At 65.8% G+C, this 21,501-nt stretch carries 15 protein-coding genes; 14 read left to right on the forward strand and 1 reads right to left on the reverse strand.

Annotated features, from left to right (window positions below; genetic code table 11):
* The first annotated feature begins 150 nt into the window (after positions 1 to 150).
* The 10 genes from AC2EWF_RS12995 (at position 151) to AC2EWF_RS13040 (ending at position 14,634) form a co-directional block, all read left to right on the forward strand.
* Complete coding sequence (locus AC2EWF_RS12995; protein ID WP_483639819.1) at positions 151 to 1,932, forward strand: ATP-binding cassette domain-containing protein; 1,782 nt, start codon at positions 151 to 153, stop codon at positions 1,930 to 1,932.
* A gap of 96 nt (positions 1,933 to 2,028) precedes the next feature.
* A complete protein-coding gene (locus AC2EWF_RS13000) occupies positions 2,029 to 2,160 on the forward strand; it encodes a hypothetical protein (RefSeq protein ID WP_483639782.1) in 132 nt (43 codons plus the stop codon).
* 480 nt (positions 2,161 to 2,640) lie between these two features.
* Positions 2,641 to 4,794 carry a TonB-dependent siderophore receptor gene (locus tag AC2EWF_RS13005; RefSeq protein WP_483639783.1) on the forward strand — a complete coding sequence of 718 codons (2,154 nt, stop codon included), beginning with the start codon at positions 2,641 to 2,643 and terminating at the stop codon, positions 4,792 to 4,794.
* Positions 4,791 to 5,972 (forward strand): PstS family phosphate ABC transporter substrate-binding protein, encoded by a 1,182-nt coding sequence (locus AC2EWF_RS13010; RefSeq protein WP_483639784.1) that lies wholly within the window; start codon positions 4,791 to 4,793, stop codon positions 5,970 to 5,972. The genes AC2EWF_RS13005 and AC2EWF_RS13010 overlap by 4 nt, the downstream gene beginning before the upstream one ends.
* Positions 5,969 to 7,000: a YncE family protein gene (locus tag AC2EWF_RS13015; RefSeq protein ID WP_483639785.1), complete on the forward strand. Its 1,032-nt coding sequence runs from the start codon at positions 5,969 to 5,971 to the stop codon at positions 6,998 to 7,000. The genes AC2EWF_RS13010 and AC2EWF_RS13015 overlap by 4 nt, the downstream gene beginning before the upstream one ends.
* 8 nt (positions 7,001 to 7,008) lie before the next feature.
* The gene (locus AC2EWF_RS13020; protein ID WP_483639786.1) at positions 7,009 to 8,505 is read left to right on the forward strand and encodes a hypothetical protein; all 1,497 of its coding nucleotides are present in this window, start codon (positions 7,009 to 7,011) and stop codon (positions 8,503 to 8,505) included.
* A 201-nt stretch (positions 8,506 to 8,706) separates the two neighbouring features.
* Positions 8,707 to 10,758, forward strand: a complete 2,052-nt coding sequence (locus AC2EWF_RS13025) for a PepSY domain-containing protein (protein WP_483639787.1) — start codon at positions 8,707 to 8,709, stop codon at positions 10,756 to 10,758.
* 58 nt (positions 10,759 to 10,816) lie between these two features.
* Positions 10,817 to 11,602 carry a hypothetical protein gene (locus tag AC2EWF_RS13030; protein ID WP_483639788.1) on the forward strand — a complete coding sequence of 262 codons (786 nt, stop codon included), beginning with the start codon at positions 10,817 to 10,819 and terminating at the stop codon, positions 11,600 to 11,602.
* 21 nt (positions 11,603 to 11,623) lie between these two features.
* On the forward strand, positions 11,624 to 12,664 hold the full coding sequence (locus AC2EWF_RS13035; RefSeq protein WP_483639789.1) for an ABC transporter substrate-binding protein: 1,041 nt from the start codon (positions 11,624 to 11,626) through the stop codon (positions 12,662 to 12,664).
* A 143-nt stretch (positions 12,665 to 12,807) separates the two neighbouring features.
* Entirely contained in the window at positions 12,808 to 14,634 is a 1,827-nt protein-coding gene (locus tag AC2EWF_RS13040; RefSeq protein ID WP_483639790.1) for a PstS family phosphate ABC transporter substrate-binding protein, read from the forward strand.
* Positions 14,635 to 15,409: 775 nt separating this feature from the next.
* Here AC2EWF_RS13040 and AC2EWF_RS13045 read toward each other — a convergent pair.
* Positions 15,410 to 16,393 (reverse strand): DNA-binding protein, encoded by a 984-nt coding sequence (locus AC2EWF_RS13045; protein ID WP_483639791.1) that lies wholly within the window; start codon positions 16,391 to 16,393, stop codon positions 15,410 to 15,412.
* 167 nt (positions 16,394 to 16,560) lie between these two features.
* Between AC2EWF_RS13045 and AC2EWF_RS13050 the strand changes: the two genes are divergently transcribed.
* From AC2EWF_RS13050 to AC2EWF_RS13065, 4 genes are all read left to right on the forward strand, one after another.
* Complete coding sequence (locus tag AC2EWF_RS13050; protein WP_027483923.1) at positions 16,561 to 17,724, forward strand: site-specific integrase; 1,164 nt, start codon at positions 16,561 to 16,563, stop codon at positions 17,722 to 17,724.
* A gap of 624 nt (positions 17,725 to 18,348) precedes the next feature.
* Entirely contained in the window at positions 18,349 to 19,704 is a 1,356-nt protein-coding gene (locus AC2EWF_RS13055) for a carbohydrate porin (protein WP_231381685.1), read from the forward strand.
* 31 nt (positions 19,705 to 19,735) lie between these two features.
* Positions 19,736 to 21,112, forward strand: coding sequence for an NRAMP family divalent metal transporter (locus tag AC2EWF_RS13060; protein WP_027483921.1), 1,377 nt, complete (start codon positions 19,736 to 19,738; stop codon positions 21,110 to 21,112).
* Complete coding sequence (locus tag AC2EWF_RS13065) at positions 21,109 to 21,306, forward strand: hypothetical protein (protein WP_043795149.1); 198 nt, start codon at positions 21,109 to 21,111, stop codon at positions 21,304 to 21,306. Before AC2EWF_RS13060 ends, AC2EWF_RS13065 begins: the two co-directional genes overlap by 4 nt.
* The last annotated feature ends 195 nt before the right edge of the window (positions 21,307 to 21,501 follow it).

The following is a 21,501-nucleotide window of genomic DNA, read 5'->3' on the forward strand; positions in this document are numbered from 1 at the left end:
CATGCACAACTTCCTGTCCGGTGGCCCGCACTCACCGGCATGCGAAGTCCGACCAGGGAGCAGCGTCGCACCGAATCGTCGGGTAGCGTCTCCGGTACCGCGGCTGCCGACAGGCCCCGCGATCCCGCGGCGGTGCCCGACGAACCTTCGATGATGCATGTCCGGTCGCTGGACTTGTTGCGTGCGCTGCTGCGCACGCTCGCGCACAGGGATCTGGCGGAAACCGCAGCGTACGTCGCGTTGTCACTGGGCGCAGCCGTCGCCGGCAGCCTGGCGGCGCTGCTGCTGGTGCCGCTGGTGCAGCCGGGCCACGCGTTGCCGTTGAGCGATGGCCTGCTCGATGCGCGCCGCAGCGTCGTTGTGCAGGCAGGGACCTTTGCAGCGGCCAGTGGTGCGTTCGCGCTGCTGCGCTGGCAGGCTGCGCGGCTAGGCGCGCGGCTGGTCGGCCGCTACGGCATGAACCTGCGCCAAGAGGTGCATGCACGGCTGATCGACGCGCCGCTGGCCGCACTGGCCGATGCGACGTCCGCGGAAATCGCCAACGTGCTCACCCACAACGTCGAGATCCTCGTGCAGGGCTTCAGCGCCCTGCAGCAGCTGCTGGTGGTCGGTCTCACCGCGGCGGTCAGCCTGGGTTTCGCATTCTGGGTCGCGCCGCCGCTGTTGCTGGCCGTGCCGCTGCTGGCGGGCCTCGGGCTGGCCGCTTCGCGCGCCTATGGCCGCGAGCAGGCACTGGTCGCGCGTCGCTACGTGGCCGACATGACGCAGCTGTTCTGGCACAGCGAAGACTTTCCGCGCCGCCTGCGCCATGTGCGCTCGTTCGAACGCGAAGCTGCAGAGAAGGCGAGCTGCGGCGCGATTGCCGCCCGGCTCGGCCATGGCTATCGCCGCCAGCTGGAACTGGTGGCCACCGGAAGGCTGGTGCTTGAACTGCTGGCGATGCTCGGGATCACGTCGCTGTTCCTGCTCGCCGATCGCTGGCGAGGCGTGGACCGGGCCTCGCTCATCGCCGTATGCCTGCTCCTCGGGCGCCTGCTGCCCTATCTGGTGGCCACGCGGCAGAGCTTCCAGCAACTGCGTTCGGCTGCCCCGGCCTTCGAACTGTGGCATCGCTACATGGACCTGGACGCTGATCGACCGACGGCGCCTACGGCGTCGCCGCGGCCAGCGGTGGGGGAGGGGATCCTCCGCATCGAACGGATGCGGCTGACGCCGCCGCCGACGGGTCTTGAGGTTGGTGAACTGGTGCTGGCACCCGGCGAGCTCACGCTGATTTCCGGCGACTCCGGGATCGGCAAGAGCAGCCTGGTCGACGTGCTGGCCGGCATGGCTACGCCCGAGGTCTTCGTAGCGCGTCTCGACCAGCGGCCGATCGGTTTCGACGCCTATCGCGAGCTGGTGCGTCATGGCGCTTACGTCAGCCAGAACGTGCGGCCGTGGCAACGTTCGGTGCGCGAGTGCCTGCGCTGGGCGGCGCCCGACGCCACGGATGCACTGCTGCGCAGCGCACTGGCCGACGTCGGCCTCGACCGGTGCGTGGCTGAGTCGTCGCACGGACTCGACACCGCGCTTCACAGCGCCTCCAGCCGCTTGTCCGGTGGTGAACTGCAGCGGCTGCTGCTGGCCCAGGTGATCCTGCGGCGACCACGCCTGGCTGTGCTGGATGAGGCCACCAGCGCGTTGGATGCAGCCGCAGAGCTGGCCGTCCTCGCCACGCTGAAGCGGCGCCTGCCACAAACCACCCTGGTTGTCGTGTCGCACCGGCCCGGTGTTGCAGCGCTGGCAGACCAATGCCTGACGATCGAAAGCGGCTTCTCGGCGTCGATGGCCGGGAACGCCGCCCTGCGCTGCACGGCGACAGGCCTGCAGCGCCTGAACCAACCATCAAATTGCACGCCCCCCCTACCTGAGCAAGCCGACGCAGATGGGTGATTAGGGCTGGTTGTCGGGGGTAGACGAGGTCCGCGTGCCAGACGTACTTGTCTTGGCTGTTGCTGGAACAGATGAGGGTTGGGCAGGGGCGTGTGCATGCTGTCGCGCGAGGTGGCGTTCGCGCAGTCCAAGGTGAAGCAGTTGGCGAGCGATCGCCTGAAGATGCTGGCGGCGCAGCAGCAGTCGCTGCTGGATGAGCACCGCAAGCCGTTGGCCGCCGAGGTGTAGGCTTTCCAGCAGAAGGCCGCCACGCTTTCCGAAGCACAGCGCAAGGAGCAGGGCCAAGCCCTGCAGGCGCGCATGCTGGGTTTCCAGGCCCAGGTAAGCCAGCTCGACGAGCGCATACAGCTTACCCGCGGCAAGGTGATGCAGTAGATCGATGGGCAGGCCGATACCTCGGCATCGCGTGCCGCGCCGACCCCATTCCGTGTGCCGCGCGCCACCCAGTCGCTCGATCATGCTGAAAGAAATTTCAGAAAGAATTAAGTCTGCCTAAAGAATGGCGACCTAAGCTCGCCCACAGCCATACAGCCGGGGTCTGAGGGGGACCGGCATTCATGTGATGTGCCTGTCGGGGAGGGGAAAATGTCATTCCGTCGTTTCAACCTGATCGCAGTTTCAATCGCGGCGGCGCTTTCCGCCGCAACAGCGCAGGCTCATTCACCGCTGCCGCCAGATCAGCCGTCCGGCAGCACTGGGCAAGCGGCGGTGAATGGCAAGCCATCGTCACAATCGTCGCCCAAGAAGGTCGTCACGCTGAAGGGCGTATCGGTCAAGGGACACTTCATTTCCGCCAAGGGGCACAGTGCGCTGAAAATGGACGTGCCTGCGCGGGATACGCCGTTCTCCATCTCCACCTATACCGGCGCCTTCATGCATGCGGTCGAGGCGGCTAAGGTCGACGAATTGTATCCCTACATGACCGGCATCCAGAGCGCTGGCATCACCGGTTACGACCTGGTTTTCCGTGGCTTCCAGAGCGGCGCCAACGACCAGAACTCCATCCTTGTGGATGGGCTGCCGGGGCTGGCGACGCGATTCGGCTCGCCGGTCACCATCGGCATCTCGCGTATCGATGTGGTGCGAGGACCCTCATCGGTGCTCAACGGCGAAGAGCAGCCGGGCGGCTTCGTCAACCTGATCACCAAGAAGCCCGAGGCTTACCCGCTGTACGAGTTGAGCACCAGCGTGACCACCTACGATGGCGCGGGTATCGGCATCAGCGACAAGCCTGGCCTCGACTTCGCGGCGGACCTGACCGGGCCGCTGGACAAGGACAAGCGCTTTCTCTACCGGCTGATCATGGACGACTCGAACAAGGACACCTATCGCTACGCCAGCTACGACCGCGACGTCTATGTCGCCCCCAGCCTGACGTGGAACATCTCGGACAGGACCAGCCTCACCGCTGCCTACCAGTACCAGCGGCTGCATTACAGCTATGACACCTACCTCGTCGCGCCCGATAGCAACATCAATCTCGCGGCACCGATCACCACGCGTTACCAGGAGCCGAGCGACTATGAGAAGGAACACGGCAGCGTGCTGTCGCTGTTCTTCAACCACAACTTCGACAACGGCGTCAGCTGGAACATCGACACCCGCGACGTCTGGCATACCGACGAGGCGCATGGCTTCGACGTCACCGCGATCCGCCCGGACCTGCTCCACGTCGGCCGCCGTGCGCGCGGCCAGCTCAACAAGCGCCGCTACGACTACCTTGATACCAATCTGCACATTCCCTTCGACACCTTCGGTATCGGCCACAAGGCGGTGGTCGGCCTTACCGCGGGGCGCGACACGTCGGACGCCGACCGGCTGCAGTTCTTCAATGGCCCGGCCAAGGGCGCCGATTCGCTGGACATCGCCATCTACGACCCGGTCTACGGCGCGGTGCCGCCGCTGGCGGACCTGCCCCTGGTCGCCAAGGGCAGCACCAAGCTGCTGAGCGACCGCTACTCGGTAACCGAAACCTACGGTGCCTACTTCGCCGATATGATGACTCTGTCCGAGCACTGGAAGGCCACGCTTGGCTTGCGCTACGCGCGCGACCACCAGTCGATCGTCGAGCGGAAAGTTCCCGGCGTTCCCAGGAACAGCAAGACCAACAGCAAATTCCTGCCGATGTACGGCCTGGTCTACCAGCCGGATAAGCACTGGAGCTACTACGCAAGCTACAGCACCTCGTACGTGCCGCCCGCCGCCAACGCGATCGACATCAATGGGGTGAACAGCTTCGTGCCGACCTGGGCCAGCCAGGTCGAAGTAGGCAGCAAGGCCAACTTCATGCACGGCCACTTGTCGGCCACGCTGGCGCTGTTCCGCATCGACGAGAAGAACACCTTCAGCCATTTCCCCTGCGCCTACGGCACCTGCTATCAGCAGCTGGGCAAAGCGCGCTCGCAGGGCGCGGAGTTCGAGATCAACGCGCGCCCCCTGGACAATTGGCAGCTGACAGCCGGCTACAGCTATACCGACGCGCGAATCACCGCGTCGGATACGCCGGCGCAGGTGAACAGCCGTCTACCCAATGTGCCCTACGACAGCGCGCACCTGTGGTCGCGCTACGACTTCACCGGCGCCTCGCTGGAAGGGTTGGGTTTCGGGCTAGGCCTGATCTACAACGGCGAGCGCCAGGGCTTCAGTCCGACCAAGATTGGGGCCCCCATGCTGCGGCTTCCGACCTACACCCGGGTGGATGCGGCGCTGTACTACAGCCGTGGGCCGTACGTCGTGACGTTCAAGGTCGAGAACCTGTTTGACAAGACCTACTACCAGAGCGCCGGCTTCAATGGCGACATCAACCTGCTGCCAGGTAATCCCCGCCTGTTCACCCTTTCGGTCAGGGCCTACTTCGAATGAAACGTCGTTGCGAACGTCATGCGGGGTCGCTGCGACCCATTGGCTTGGGGTTGCTGGCCGCGGCTCTCGCCGTACCGGCGGTGGCCGTGGCGCAGCAGCAGGTGGAATGGCTGCGGCCGGCGGAGGTCACGCATCCGGCGCAGACCAAGGCCCAGGATGAAGCGGGCATGCGGGTGGGCCGGCCGTTGCCCACGGCCGAGCCTTTGCAGCCGACGCTGGACGCGTCGCTGCCGTCGTTCGTGCCCGCGCACGGCGCCGACCTAGGTGGCTCGATCAACATCGGCTGCTCCGACGTCCTGCCTGGGCTGGTGAGAGCCTGGATCGGCGCGTTCCACAAGTTCTACCCCAAGGTGCAGGTCGATTTCGGCCCACCCTACGAAGGCACCCATGCGGCCGGCGAGATGGACGCCGGCAGGCTCGACATCGCCTTCGTCTCGCGCGAGCTCAAGCCCACCGACGTGAGCGCGTTCCGCGCGCATCACGGCTATCCGCCATTGAGCGTGCCGGTTTCGGGAGGCTCGTACCGGCAGTTCGGCTTCCTGGACGCAGTGGCGTTCTTCGTCAACCGGCAGAATCCACTCGGGCACCTGAGCCTGGCGCAGCTGGATGGGGTGCTCTCGCGCACGCATCTGCGCGGCGGGCAAGCCGCCGCCACCTGGGGCGACCTCGGCGCTACCGGCGCCTGGGCGAAGCGGCCGATCCACGTGTATGCGATCAAGCCCTGGAATGGTTTCGAGGAGTTCGTGCGCCAGCGCGTGCTCGATGCCAGCGGACAGCGCGGGGAATGGCGCACCGACCTGCATTTCGATCCCACGGTGTTCCCGATCGCCAAACGCGTCGCCGCCGATCCGGACGGCATCGGCTACGCCGGCCTGGCCTTCATCGACGCGCCGGTGAAGATGCTGGCGATCGGCAGCGGCGGCCACTACGTGGAGCCAACGTACACGAACGTCGCCATGGCGACCTATCCGCTGAGCCGGCTGGTCTACGCCAACGTGAACCGGAAGCCGGGCGCCAGCCTGCCGCCTGCGGATCAGGAGTTCCTGCGCTTCGTGCTCAGCCGGCAGGGGCAGCAGCAGGTGCTGGACGAAGCAATCTTCCTGCCGCTGCGCGGCGCCCAGGCGGCAAGCGCGCGTGCGCTAATCGGTGCCTCGGCGCAAGGGGAGGGCAGTCGATGAGGAGGCAACGATCGAGCGGGCCTGGCCTGGCCGGACTCGCCTTGGCGTCGCTGTGCGGCGTCTGTTTCGCCGGTACGTCGGGGCCGCAACTCGGCAAGCGCTTTGCGTTGCCGGTCGGCGCACCGGTGCAGGCGCTGGCATTCGGCCCCGGCGACCATCATGCCTACCTTGCCCGCGGCAGCGAACTGCTCGCCTATGATGCGGCCACCGCGCAGCCGGCGGGGACATTGACCCTGCCGGGTTCCGTCGTCGACATGGCGATCGATCCGGCGCACGCCACCGGCTACGCCCTGTTGGCCGCGCCGGCCCGGCTGGCGAGCTTCGGCCTGCACCCGCTGCGCCTGTTGCGGCAGCAGGCGCTCGGCGGCGGCACGCCATCGGCCCTGCTCTACGATGGCGGCGCCGGAGCGGTGTTCGTCGAGGATGTGCAGGGCGCCACGCTGACCAAGGTCGACGCGGCCAGCGGGCGCTCGCTGGGCACGCTGAGCCTGTCCGGCAAATTGGGGCAGATGGCGATCGACCAGCGCGGCACGCTCTATGTCACCGACGGCGCGCACGACGCCATCGACGCAGTGGACGAGGCACACATGAGCACGCTGGGCAGCATTCCGCTGTCGGGCTGCAAGGGGCCGGACGGAATGGCGATGGACCCGGTCGGGCGTCGCCTGTTCGTGGCGTGTGCCGACGGCATGCGCGCGGTGGTCGATACCGACATGGGTTTCACCTTCGAGCAACTGCCTTCTTCCATGCGCGGTGCCTCGCGCATGTTGTTCGCTGTCCACCCCTTCGGCGCGGACGGCTGGAAGGGCGCCGCGATCGGCGTGGGCGCCAACGACCGGATGGCGCTGATCCGCATGCTGGCCTTCGTGAAATACGTCGATGGTGGCGGCGATGTGCTGCCTGGGCGTTGCGAGGCGATGGCGATGAATCCGGATACGCACCAGCTCTGGCTGGCGGTCGGCGACAAGTCCGCCACCTCGAACGGGACGGTCGAGCTGTGGACATCGGGCCAGGGGGCAGCACCATGAGTCGACGGATGCGTTCCTTCTTCGCCGCCGGCAGCATGTTGCTGGGGCTCGCGCTGTGCGGACCGTCCGCTGGCGCCGCGATGCTGCCGTGGTCGGCGTTGCACGGCAAGACCGTGCTGATGGTGACCGGCGCCACCGAGCCTGGCGAGCCCAACGACGATGCGCTGGTACGGCAGCACCTGGAGTCGCTGGGCTTCAAGGTCAGGACGGTCGATGACAAGGCGCCCGAGAGTTCCGCCAGGGGAGCCAGCCTGATCGTGATCTCCTCGACCGCCGACGCCAATCGCCTGGGCGACCGCTACGCAGATGTCGCGGTGCCGATCTTCACCTGGAACGCCTTCGACTATCCCAACCTGGGCATGACCAGCCCGGAGCTGCACCGGGATTTCGGGGTGGTGGATCCGGTCCAGCATTTCGCCGACAGCTTCATGATCCTCTACGGCTATGGTGCGGGCACGACTTCGGAGATCGGCCAGGCAGTTGGGCTCAAGCCGCAGCTGTTCGGCACGCTGTACCTGGAGCCGGGCCATGCCGGCTGGGGCCGGCCGGGGCCGGGCGCCACCGTGGTTGCCGACTACGACGGCAGCCCTGACATGGCGGCGGTGTTCGCCTACGAACGCAACGCCAGCATGCTGCAACGGCGGGTGGCGCCGGCGCGCCGGGTCGGTTTCTTCCTGGGCGACGGCAATTTCCACTTGCTCACCGACGTGCACGGTCCGGCTGCGCGTGATCCGCAGATGCGCAGCTGGGCGATAGGCCTGAAGCTGTTCGATGCCGCGCTCCGCTGGGCGGTGAGCCCGCCGGCACCGGTGGCGCCCTACGATCCCGCCGTGCTGGACGCCCGGCTCGGCAAGGCGGCGCACGGCAAGCGGGTGCTGTACGTGGAGCGCGTGAATGGCGGTGAAGGTCGCGAGGCGGACGATCACATCGTTGCGCACCTGCGCAGCCTGGGTTTCCAGGTGGAAGTAGCCGACCAGACGGAGCCGCAGTCGCGCGCCGATGGCAAGAACCTGGTGTTCATTTCCTCGACCTGCTCGAAGTACAAGCTGGCCAACAAGTACGTCGACGTTGCGGTGCCGGTGATTTCGATGGAAGGCCTGGACGCGGATGCGATGCACTTGGCAGGCCGTCACCGCTACGTGGACTACGGCGAGCACGGCGAGGAGCACGAGAGCGACGATCCGCCCGAGGATTACCTGGACATCGTCGGTGCCGGCAGTCCGATGGCGGCGGGCCTGCCACCGGGCCTGGTGCAGTTCAGCCAGCATCCCGGCGTGCTGAAGTGGGCCCGGCCAACACCCGACGCCGTGGTGATCGCGACCCTGCCCAATGCGCCCGACCAGCGCGCGATCTTCGGCTATCCCAAGGGCTCGGTGATGGCCGACGGCTTCGTCGCACCGGCCCGCCGAGCGCAACTGCCGCTGGACAACCCGACCTACGACGACCTCACCGCCCAGGGCCATGCGCTGTTCGACGCCGTGGTGCTGTGGTCGATCGGCGGGTGAGTGCATGTTTCCCCACCTGCCGGCGCTGGAGGGTGCCTCGTCGGGCACGTCCCCTCTCCAGCGCTCTGGCAGGGTCTTGCGACGGCGTTCCTGCGGGCAGCAACTGCCTAGGCGGTTCCCCGTGCATGTGAGTGCGAAAAAAAAAGCCGGCCGGTCGGCTGGCACAGGTGACGAACGGCACAACCATGGCCGGCCCGCGCCATGAAGCGTGCATTCCGCCCCCTGCTGCTACAGGTCCATCGCTGGTCCGGCCTGACCGTCGGACTGGTGATCTGCCTCATGGCCGCGACGGGGGCGGCCCTGGTGTTTCGCCCGGCACTCGAGCCGGTGGTGAACCGCGGTCTGCTGACCGTTCCGGTCTGCATAGCACGCGTGCCCCTGGATATGCTCGCCGCGAACGCTGCCGGTTCGCGGCCGGGGGCCAGCCTCGACTATATCCGCATCGTTGCCGCCAAGCCCGCCGAGCCGCGCATGCCGGCGGCGATGGTTCGCTTCAGGGATGAGGTTTTCGTGTATCTCGATCCTTGTACCGGGAAGGTGCTGGGCCAGCGGGCGCGCTACGGCGGCATCCTCGGCACCATCGAGCAAATCCATCGCTTTCTGTTCATGAAGCACGGCGACCTGGTTGCCGGCACGAGCGCGATGGTTTTCGGCCTTGTGCTCATCATCGGTGGCGTCGTGCTCTGGTGGCCGCGCGCGGGCAGCGGTTGGCGGCTCGCGTTCGCGGTCAAGGCCGGCTCGCCCGCACGAGTGTCGACGTTCCGTCTGCACCGCGTGGTGGGTGTGTGTGCGGGCGCGGTGTTGCTTTCGCTGGTCCTTACCGGGCTGCCCTTCGCGTTCGCCTGGTACAAGCAGGGCATATTCGTGGTCACCGGCTCGCCGCGGCCGGGGCCACCGGTATCGGGGGTACCGGCCGATGGCGCCGCACGCCTGTCGCTCGAAACATTCTGGCGTACCGCGCTGTCGCACGTGCCCGATCCGCAGGATGCGCTCATGCACATTCCGCGCAAGCCGCGCGATCCGGTCGAGATATACCTGATTGCCCGCAACGCGCCGCATCCGAACGCGCGCACGATGCTGTACCTCGACGCCTACAGCGGCAAGGTGCTGCGCTTCGTGCCGTATGCGAAGAACAGCCTCGGTTTTCGCCTGTATTTCTGGATGTTGTCTTGGCACACGGGACAATACGGTGGGTTGTTCGCGCAGCTTCTGCTGTTCTTCGGCGCGCTGTCGGTGCCGGTTCTCGGGTACACGGGCATCCGCAACTTCGTGCGTCGCGCCCGTGGCACGGTGTCTGGTAATACCCGGTTGGAAGTGCGTGTCGCGGCGAGGACTGTCGAGGCCGACGGCGTGTGCGCGTTCGAACTGGTTGCACGAAAGGGGGGAAAGCTGCCCGCGTTTACAGTGGGCTCGCACATTGACGTCTACGTAGGCGGCTTTGTACGCCAGTACTCGTTATGTAGCGATCCTCGAGATCGTCGCCGCTACTTGATCGCAGTGCTGTGCGCGCCGGAATCGCGCGGAGCGTCTGTGATGCTGCACAAGCGCGTTGAAAAGGGCGACCTGCTGGAAATCGGCGCACCGCGCAACCACTTCGCGCTGGACGAATCCGCCCCGCACTCGCTGCTGCTCGCCGGCGGCATCGGCATCACGCCGATCCTGGGAATGGCCGAGAGGCTCGCGCGCCGCGGCGCCGACTTCGAAATGCACTACTGCGCGCGCTCGCGCTCGCGTGCCGCGTTCCTGCAACGAATCGCAGGCTCGTCCTGGGCACAGCGCGTGTCCTGCCACTTCAGTGACGAGCAGTCCGGGCAGCGGCTCGACATCGACCGCGTACTCAGCCGGCAGCCGACGGGCACGCACCTGTACGTGTGCGGCCCGGCCGGGTTCACGGACGCGGCGTTGGAAGCCGCGCGGCGGCATGGTTGGGTCGGGGAGCGGCTGCACAGCGAGCGGTTCGCGGCCCAGGTGAAGCAACCGGTGATGACGCACGCATTCGGCGTCCGGGCGGCGAGCACCGGGAAAACCTACCAGATTGCCGAGCACGTGAGCATTGCGACGGCGCTGGCCGAGCACGGCATCGAGATCCCGGTGTCGTGCGGGCAGGGAATCTGCGGGACGTGCGTAATGCGGGTGATATCAGGCGAGGTCGAGCACCTGGACTCGGTGTTGACGGAGGCACAGCGGGACCGCGGGTATTTCACGCCGTGCTGTTCGCGGGCCAAGGGGGAACGCCTGGTGCTGGATCTTTGAGCTCAGAGCAGGGTACCGGTGAATCGATGCAACAGGCGAAATGCCACTGGAGAGGTTCATGATCAAGAATGCGATGATTGCGCTGATGGTTCCGCTGGCTGGTCTGTTCCATGCGGGGGCAGTGCGTGCCTCAGGTGCCGCGCCGCCATCGGACAACCAGGGGCTGTCGCTGGTCGTCGAGTACCAAACCGCGCCCGCGAACCGGCCTTTGTTGCGGCACGAGCTTGTGCAGTCGACCGCCGGCAAGCTCGCGCAGTGGGAGCGCGACGGCCGGCTCACGCAATACAAGCTGCTGTTCAGCCGCTACGCGGATTCTGGCAACTGGGATGCGATGGCCATCCTCACGTTCGCCACGCCCGCCGACCTCTACTGCTGGCGCCGTGTCGAGGCGACGGATCCCGGCGCGCTTTCCGCTAAGGCTCTGGCGGCGGCGACGGCCATCCGCACGACGCCGGTCGACCTGAAGCGCTCGGCTGCCGGTGCAACGGTCGCGACGGATTCCGTCTACGTGGCCATTCCGTACAAGACCGAGGTGTCGGCCAGCGACTACCTTAAATATGCGAATGCCTATGTGATACCGCAGTTCAAGGGCTGGATGGACGAGGGAGTACTGGCGGGCTATTCGATCTACATGAGCCAGTTCCCGGCCGGACGCGCGTGGAACGTGATTGCGATCCTGCAATACAAGGACGAGGCGGCGCTGAGCAGGCGCGAGGCTGTCGTGGACAAGGTGCGCGCACGCCTGATGTCGAATCCGGAGTGGGAAGCGATCAGCGTCAGCAAGCAGCACGTGCGTGCCGAGGAGCAGGTCGTTGTCGCTGATCCCGTTGCGGCAGGCCATTGAGCGTCCCTGTAAGGAGCATTCATGAAAAAGCTTGCTGTTTCCTTTGCTGCGGCCTTGATCGCGAGTGGCATTGCCGTAGCCAGCGATAGTGGCGCGCAGGTGGCTTCGCACGCCTGCATGACCACGTACTCGCACCACATCGTGTTGCTGGTCGACGAGATCGGGAAGATCCGCAATTTTCCCGTCGTGCTCGCCGAACGCCTGGGCTACTTCGACGAGGGGAAGATGATCGTGACGGTCATGAACACACGTCACGATGTGTCGAGCGTGGACCTGCTCAAGGATGGCCGGGTCGACGCGGTAATGGCCTATTACCACCACAACGTGGTCAACCAGTCGAAGGACATCGACACCGAAGCGATCGTCACGCTGGGCGTGACGCCAGGTGCGAAGGTCTATGTGGCCAACCAGGTGCGCGACAAGTATCGGAGCGTGGAGGATCTAAAGGGCGCGCGCATCATCACGGGCGGGGCTGGTTCCTCGAAGACGACGATTGCAAACGCGCTCATGCTATCGGGAGGACACGGTCTCGGCGACTACACGCAGTTGCCGACGATGTATGCGAAGAACGTGGGCACGCTCCGCAACGGCGGGGCGGACCTGGTCGTAGCGCCGACCCCGGAGGGCGACCTGTACGAATCGCAGGAGGTGGGGACGGTCTTCGCGGATCTGACGACGGTACAAGGCACGAAGAAGGCGCTGGGTGCGCTGTTTCCGTCGAGCACGGTGTACATGATGAGTGCGCAGGTGCAGGCACACCCGGAGATCGCGCAGCATCTGGCGGATGCCTTCGTGCGCACGCTGCATTACATCCACACGCATACGCCAGAGCAGATCATGGCGGTGATCCCACCGCAGATCGTAGGCAAGGATCGTGCGGCGTACCTGAAGGAACTGAAGGAGGAAATCCCGATGTTCGACAACGACGGGAGGATGCCGGCGGCGGGTGCGACCAAGGAGTGGCAGGTGCTGACCGCGGCCAATCCGTCGTATCGGAGAGTGAAGGTAGGCCGGACGTATACCAATACGTTCGTTGACAAGGCGCTGAAGACCTTGCAATGACGGGTTGGCGCACGCCAGGACTTTGGGCGTGGCTAGCGGTGTCCTGGCTGCTTGCACCGGCTGCGACGGGCGGGCCGGCGAGTGTCGTTCCACCAGGCTCGCCGCGGGCGGGCGCCGCGCTGCATTGCCTGGGCGCCGACACCATGCAGATGCTGCTGTCGGGCTGGGCCCGGAGTTTCAATGTGCAAGCGCATGAAGAGCAGGTCGAGGTCGGCACCGGTACCCGCTACTCCGCCGCTGGCGTGGCCGCCGCGCTGGCAGGCACGGTCAACTGCGTCAGCTTCGCGCGCGAGCCGTTCCCGGCTGAGCGGACGGCCTTCGAGCACAGCTTGGGGCGAAGGTTGGTTGTCGTCCCGGTCGCGGGCGGTAGCTACGCTACACCGCATGGCAGCTTCGCGCTGGCCATTTACGTCAACCGCGCCAATCCGCTGCGCGGCCTCGAGCTGGCGCAGCTCGCTGCGGTGTTCTCGGGCCGGCCGGCGCCAGGGCAGGTCAAGCCGCTGCTCACCTGGGACCAGCTTGGACTGCGAGGGGCCTGGGCCGGGCGGTCCATCCACCTGTACGGGATGACGCCGCTGCGCAGCACCGGCAACCCGCCCGGCATCGTCAATTTTCTCGACGGACGCGTGTTGCGCGGACGCCGCTGGCGCGCCGATCTGCGGGTGCAGACGGATGCTCCCGGCTCCACCGCGCTGGCGGCGATCGTGCGCCAGGTCGGACGCGATCCGGACGGCATCGGCTACAGTGGCTTCGGCTACGCGACTGGGGCGGTGCGCGCACTGCGGTTGTCGTTGCATACGGGTGCAGCTTATGTGGCAGGCAGTCCCGCTGCGCTTGCCGTCGGCCGCTATGCGCTCGCGCGCGAGATCTACCTGGGTTTTCCGGCCACGGCCGCGGGCAGCCTTTCGCTGCCGGCCTGCCGGTTCCTTGCCTATGTGCTTGGTCCGCGCGGTCAGCGCCAGGTGGCGCGGGATCACATGCGCTTTATGCCGCTGACGCCGGCGCAGCGGCGCGATGCGCGCCAGCGACTGGCGCGCGATTGCGACACTGCACGGCCCGCCCACCTCGACCGGGATGGCGCGGTGCGCATCTTCGGCTACAACGACATGCTATGGATGCTGCAAGCGATCGACCGGCGCTACGCGCAGCAGTATCCGGGCACCCGCTTCACGCTGATCTTGAAAGGCACGCGCACTGCGCCGGCTGCACTGGCCGACGGCAGCAGCCTGTTCGCGCCGATGGGCGCGGAGTTCCTGCCCGACGCGCTCGCCGCCTACCGGCGGCAGGCCGGTGGCGATCCGCTGCAGTTCCGCGTGGCGCAGGCCGCGCTCGATCCGCGCGCACGCTCGTCGCCGCTGGCGATCTACGTTCATCCGGACAATCCGCTTTCCAGCATCGATCTGGCCCAACTACGCCGCAGCTTCACAGGCGCAGAGCCGCTGACGACCTGGGGGCAACTGGGGTTGGGCGGCGCCTGGGCGCGGCGCCCCATCCATCCCTGTGGCCTGGCCCCGGACACAGCGCTGGGGAGCTACATGCGCCGGCATCACTTTGCTGACAAGGACTATGCCGCCGACTACACCGGCTATCGCGAGTCCGTGCAGGTGATCCGGCGGGTGGCCTCCGATCCCGATGCCCTGTGCTTCGCAGACCTCAACCAGGCCAATCCCTCGGTGCGCATGTTGGGCATCCGGCTTGGCGCGGAGCAGGGTGTCTCGACGGGGTCACGCGCAGACATCGTCTCCGGCCGCTATCCGCTGGACCGCTATCTCTACGTCTATACCCGCGCACCGCGGGCCGGCCATCGCGACCTCCTGCTCTGCCGCTACCTGCAGTTGCTGCTATCCAGGCAGGGCCAGCAGCTGCTGGCCGCGTCCAGGCCGGGCTATCTGCCGTTGAGTCGCGCGCAACGGACGTTGGAACGAGCGCGGGCCAAGCGTCTGCTGTGCAGCCCGGCCGCTTGGCGGTGAGGGCATGCGCAGGATGAGGACACCGGCGAGGCGGAAACCGTGATGAACCCTCGCGGCGTCTTCAAGCTCAATCCCGACGGCACCGCTATACCACCCCAAAAAGCGATGGCTCGGCCAGCGGCTGGGATCGGGAGGATGAAGGTCGGTAATGACCCAGCGGCTCCTGCGCGGGTCAAACCGAAAATCCCATTAAGATGCGTTTGCAAGCGACCGCTCCTGGAAGCGGACGTGGCGCGGGGCGGTTAGCCCGTGTTATCGGGGGTAGGGTAAGCACCTTGCGCCTCGACACAACGTCCGCCGTGCTCTCCGATGTCACTAGGCGCAGCGTCCTGGAGCAGGCCGAGCACGTGACCACGAGGGAGGTCGGCCGCGTACGAACCCGCATGCTCGCACCCTGCCAGCTGGACGAAGCAGCCGCCTGGATCGAACAGCATCGCCAACTTTAGAGCGCGAGTTTCGACGCGTCGGACGAGATAGTCGAGAACGGATGCTAGGCCTTTCCCGTTGCGTGTATCGCTTCGACCTGCGCCTTCAGGCCGGTCAATCCCCTGTCGAATTCGTTGCCCACCATCTTTTCGGGGTTAAGCCGAGATACATGTAATTTTGATAAGTAGAAGTACGATTTACTTTGGGAATTAACGAGTTGGCGTACTTTTTGCCCGGCATTTCCCTGCCTGTTTTTGCTCAACCCGGGGTTTGGGGAGCAACGGAACGGAAAACCAGGATAAGGGCGAAAAGCCTTTATGAATCATAGTATCCAATACCGGTGCTGCCCTCATTTTTGCTTGGATAGACGGCGTTTGTGAGCCACGGCCAACTGGTTCTCTGCGGTCACTGCGCGGGCTTCCGCTGATTGATGTGCCGCAGTCAGCCCGGTGACCTGTCCCCGTGTGGCCGCCAGCTCCAAAGCCAGCTGGTCGCGCTCGCCCGTGACGCTGGCCATCGCCGCCAAACGCGCTTCCCCTTGAGCCAATTCCCGACGCAGGCGCGCCATGTCCAGTCGCAATTCGGTGAGGCTGGTCTGCTGCTCTTCGCTACGTTGCCGCAGCTTGGCCAATTGCTGCTCCGCGTGCCGCTGTCCTTCACGCGCGGCATCGGTTTCTTGCAACATGCGGGTCTGAGCGGCCTCCACACGCTCGTTGGCCTTATCCCGTTCGGCCTGGAAGGCGGCTTCGCGTGCTGCGAGGGTCGCCTGGAACTCGGTGGTCAATCGATCATGGGCATTCCGTGCAGCTTCGAGTTGCTGCGCCATGTCGGTGCGAACGGCCGCCACCTCGTGCTGCAACGCTTGAGCCTGGCCAAGGGCATCACGCTTGGCCTCGGCTTCCTGGATGAGCTGCTGCCGCACCTCGATGCCTTGCTCGCGAAGCTGACTGACCTCGTGCTGCAGCTGGTGAACCGCTGCCTGCGCCGCGTCTCGTTCGACAACTACGTCATCGAGCGCACGCTTCTGCGTTTCCAGATCGGACTCCAGCGCTTGGCGATGTTCGTTGAAGACGTGCTCCCCTTGTTCCACGGCCGCCACCCAAAGTGAGCGCATGGCATCGGCGATCGCCGGCGGGAGATCGGCGCCAAGGGCGTCGGCCTTGGCCTGCTCATCCTTCCACAGCTTCAACTCGTCGTTGATTGTGGTGCGGCTGCCTTGCTGTATGGCGGCATAGATCAGGTCGACGGTGAGTTCGTGGGGGCGTTTACCGTCCGCGACCAAGACAGCGGCGGCTTCGCGGGTCCGTTGACGGGTATCACTGACACGACTCATGGCTGCTCCAGTCGCTCGGAAGATCAATTTCGTCAAATGAATTCTGTGTATATCACAGTATTACGTTATATATGTAACGATTAGATCAAGAAATTTACGATAACTCCCATAATCGAATGTCTTTTGGCTGTACGCTACGTTTCCCATGGCGTCAGACATCGGAAAGCATGACGGAGCCTGCAGCGAACCTTCTAGCGTTGCCCCAAGCCTTGCCGCCCACCCTGTCGGGATGCGCTGGCGCCAATCGCGCCTCTGCCAGCGTGGCGCGGCAGATCGCCGCCAACGACGACGTGGCCGCGATCGGCCTGTGGCTGGCGGAATATCACGACTCGCCGCATACCTTCCGCAGCTATCGCAAAGAGGCCGAACGCTTGCTGCTTTGGGCCACGCAAATCCGTGGCAAGCCGGTGTCGAGTCTCACCCGCGAGGATGTGATCGCTTATGAGGCGTTTCTTGCTCAGCCCCCTGCGACTTGGTGCGACGCCGGTCTCGCCCGTCGCGGCGAGCATCGGCGACTGTTGGTCGGTCCGTTGGCCGAGCGCAGCCGTCGCCAGGCCTTGGGCATTCTTGCGGGACTGTTCAATTACCTCGTGCGTGCCGGCTATCTCGCGGGCAGTCCGTTCGTCCTGCAGCGACAACGGGCACGCCGAGGCACTCGACGCACGATCGAACGCTACTTGGACCGTGCCATCTGGGAAGAGGTGTTACGCGTCGTCGACGATTGGCCGCAGGACTCCATGCGGGAACGGCAACGCTACGAACGCGCTCGCTGGGTGCTTCGCTTCCTCTATGAAACCGCACTACGAGCCGCCGAAGCCGCGGCCGCCAACGAAAACGATTTCCAACCTATCCGTGGGCGGTGGTGGTTGCACACCGTGGGGAAAGGTGGCGTCGAAGGCACCGTCCCCCTGAGCGACGGTCTCATGGACGACTTCGCACGCTATCGGCGCTTCCACGGCTTGCCCGCGTTGCCTTCGGGCGACGGCAACATCCCGGCCATTCTTGGCATCGCCGGACGATCGTCCCCGCTGACGCCCACGGCGGTCTACCAGATCGTCAAGGACACCTTCCGGCGCGTAGCCGAGACACTGCAACAGCAGGATGAGGTCAAGGCCACACGAGTGCGCCGCGCCTCGACGCATTGGCTGCGGCATACGGCCGCCACGCACCAGGCCGAGGATGGCACTCCGATCCACCACATCCAGCAGAACCTGCGTCATAGCTCCATCGGCACGACGTCGATCTATGTTCATGCAGAAGAAGATGCACGACATGCCAGTACTACGAAAACACGCATCGGGACCTCGGTGCTTCGCGGAGAGATGCCATGACTGACCCCGGCGATCGCTTTGGCATGCCGGTGAGCGCATTGAAGTTTGCTCTCTGACACGACTGCCAGCTGCAATCGACCGCGCCGTTAGCCGAACGGCATCACCCAAATCTTCCCTTCCCGGGCAATGATTCCATCGCCGTGACACAAATATCGTTGACTTCAACGTCAAGGGCAATTAGCGTACGCGCGCCCGGCGGATCGCCCGCGGGCATTTATTTGCTGCATCCGAGACCCATGGACATCTATCCGAGTACCAACGCAGTGATCGCGCCATCGGCGCCGGTTGCTGCCGAGGTTCAGCCCAACGTGTACACATCCCGCGCACCGGTCGCGGGCGGGCACTCCTGACGTCCCGCTCGCCCCCCGGTCTGCGGACTGGAGGCGAGCCATGCTCCTGCTTACCCTTCTACTGCCATCCTCGCGCGCACCGCGCGCTGCGCCGGCTCGTCCGCCGCTGCACCCGGCGGGCGTGCCCCCGCGTCCGCTGCTCATCCAACACTGGCAGCGTCTGCCCGGCGAGACGCGTCTGCGCGCCCGCTGGCTGACCTCGCGCTGACATTCCCTTCCCCCACGCTGGCGCCCGCGGCCGTCGCTGCTGGCGCTCTTGCCAAAGATCGATCGCATGACGCGTTTGCCTACATCCAAACTGTTCGTACTTCTGCTACTGGGCCTCGGCGCCCTGGTCACGCGCGCGCATGCCGACAGCGGAAGCGCGCCACCGCTATTCGTGCCGCAGTTGCTGGATGCTCAGGTCAGCTACGTGGCGCAGAAGCTCGACCGCATGCATTCCGCCTATACCGGCCCGCTCAGCCTGCCGGCTGGCGGTGACCAAGCGCTCTCGCGCACGTTCGGTGCCTATCTGGGCATGCGGCTGCCGGCGCATCTGGCCTTCTATCTGGATGGCGAGCTGTTCACCGGTGGCGGCATCAACAAGGGCACCGGCCTGGCCGGTTACGTCAACGGAGATGTGGTGCGCGCAGGTCCCGGCTCGGGCGGCAAGCAGCGGCCGTACATCGCGCGCGCCTACCTCGATTGGAATCTGCCTTTGGGCACCAACAGCGCTCCGATGGCGCGGGCGCAGGATCAGCTTCCCGGCACGCTGGCCACCCAGCGGATCGAGCTCAAGCTGGGGCGGCTGGCGCTGGCCGATGACTTCGACAAAAACCGCTACGCCAACGATACCCGCCACCAGTTCATGAACTGGGATTTCATCAACGCGGCGTCCTATGACTATGCCGCCGATACCCGCGGCTACACCGACGGCTTCATCGTCGCGTGGGTCCAGCACCACTGGACGTTGCGTTACGGCGTGTACCAGATGCCGCTGCAGGCCAACGGTCAGGCGCTGGCCGGGCCACTGGACCGAGCCCGTGCCGAGCAGGTGCAGCTGTCGCTGCACCCGTTCGGCAGTGACGGCTTCGCGTTGCGCCTGCTGGCCTTCCGCAACATCGCCAAGATGGGCAACTACGCGCAGGCGCTGGCGCTCGCCGCCGCCAGTGGCGCTACGCCGGACATCGCCGCCGACGGTCGCTACGGCCGCCGCAAGCACGGCTACGTGATCAATGCCGAGCTGCCACTGGCCGACGACGGCGACACCGGGCTGTTCGCGCGTTGGGGCTGGAACGACGGCCACACTCAGTCGTTCGCCTACACGGAGGCCGAGCGCGCGCTGAGCGCGGGGGCGCAGCTGTCCGGCGCGCACTGGCGCCGCTCCGAGGACCGTATCGGCATCGCGTTCGACCTCAACGGCCTAGCCAGCGCGCATCGCGCCTACCTCGCCGCAGGCGGCTGCGGCTTCCTGCTGTGCGACGGCGCGTTGGACTACGGCCGCGAACGGGTGATCGAAGCCTACTACCGCCTACAACTCGGTCACTACTTGCAGCTGAGCCCGGACCTGCAGTGGATCGCCAACCCCGGCTACAACCGCGCGCGCGGCCCGGCGCGGGTGGTCGGCCTGCGCCTGCACCTGAGCCTCTGATACTTCTTCGATACCCACAGGAAGCCTGACCATGTCTGTGCCAGATATCTCCGTACCACACGCCAGCGCCGCGGCCCGCGCAGGCCTGCAGCAGCGTATCCGCGACCGCCTGCACCTGGCGACACTGCGCCGGCGCCCTGCCACGCCGTGGAACCGGCTGGTACTGGCCTTCGCCCTGATCGGCCCCGGCCTGCTGGTGATGCTGGGCGACAACGACGCCGGTGGCGTGCTGACCTACGCGCAGACCGGCGCAGCCTATGGGCTGGGCCTGTTTCTGCCGCTGATGTTAGTGCTCGGCTTCGTCGCCTACGTGGTGCAGGAGATGACCATCCGCCTGGGCGCTGTGACGCGGCGCGGCCACGCCGAGCTGATCTGGAAGCGCTACGGCCCGTTCTGGGGCATCTTCTCGCTGGTCGACCTAGTACTAGCCAACATCCTGACCTTGGTCACCGAGTTTCTGGGCATCCGCATCGGCGGCGAGGCGTTCGGCATTCCGTATGGGCTGAGCGTGCCGCTGACGCTGGGCTTCGTGGTGATGACGCTGGTGTTCCTGCGCTACTGGGCGTGGGAGCGCATCGCGCTGTTCATCGCCGCGCTCAACCTGGTGTTCGTGCCGCTGGTGCTGATGGCACACCCGCATTGGGATGCTGTGGCGCGTGCGTTCGCAGGCTCGGGCTGGGTGCTGCCCGGCGGCGTGCTGTCGGCGACCTTCCTGATCCTGCTGTCAGCCAACATCGGAACCAGCATCGCGCCGTGGCAGCTCTTCTTCCAGCAGTCCTGCGTGGTCGACAAGGGTCTGCTACCGAAGGACATCCCGGCCAGCCGACGCGACCTGATGCTCGGTGTGGGCGGCATGGTACTGGTGGCGATCGCGGTGATCGTGCTCGGCGCGGTAGCGCTGTCGGGACTTCCCGATGCGAAGAACCTTACGACCGAGGCAGTGCTGTCCGCGCTGCAGCAGCGCTTAGGCGAGACGGCTATGAAGCTGTTCGCGCTGGGCCTGATCGAAGCCGGGCTGATCGCCACCATCGTGATCACCGCCAGTACCGGCTGGGCGATCGGCGAGGCGCTGGATCTACCACGCTCGCTCAACGCGTCACCCGGCCAGGCATGGCGCTTTTATGCCCCGGCGGTGATGGGCACGGTGGTCGCAGCCGGCGTGGTGCTGTTCCCGAACCTGCCGATCGGCTTCCTCAACCTCAGCGTGCAGGTGATCGCCACGGTGTTCATGCCGGCGGCGATGCTGTTCCTGCTGATGCTGCTCAACGATCGTGAGCTGATGGGTGAGCATGCCAACGGGCCGGTGCGCAACGCACTGTCAGTCGCGATCATGCTCGGGCTGATCGCCTGCAACGTCCTGTATGGCCTGGTCACCGTATTTCCGCATATCTTTGGAGGCAACCCATGAAAGACCTTAACGAGTACACGCCCGAGCAGGTGCAGGCGCTGCTGGCCGAGGAAGGCTGGCATGACGAGCTGCCGCCGGTGCATCGCTTGCAGCTGACGCCGTGGCAGCAGTGGGTGTTCTGGGGGTTGCGCATCTACGTGGTGGTGATGTGCGTCATTGTGCTGTGGGCGTTCACCGCCGGCGTGCACGCCTGAGAGTGGTCGGCATGCCAGTACGACGCGGGCACGCGCTTCGTTGACCCCGCCCGACAATCACTCATGATGCCCTAGCAGGCTGTCGAGAAACCTCCGCGCATCGCCGCGGTCATAGACGCTCTCAATCACTGACCGCTTGATCCGATGCGCAGCCCCGACGTCCAACAGCTTGGCATGTTTTCGTACGTATCGGTC

Source organism: Rhodanobacter sp. sgz306013 (genome assembly GCF_057031145.1).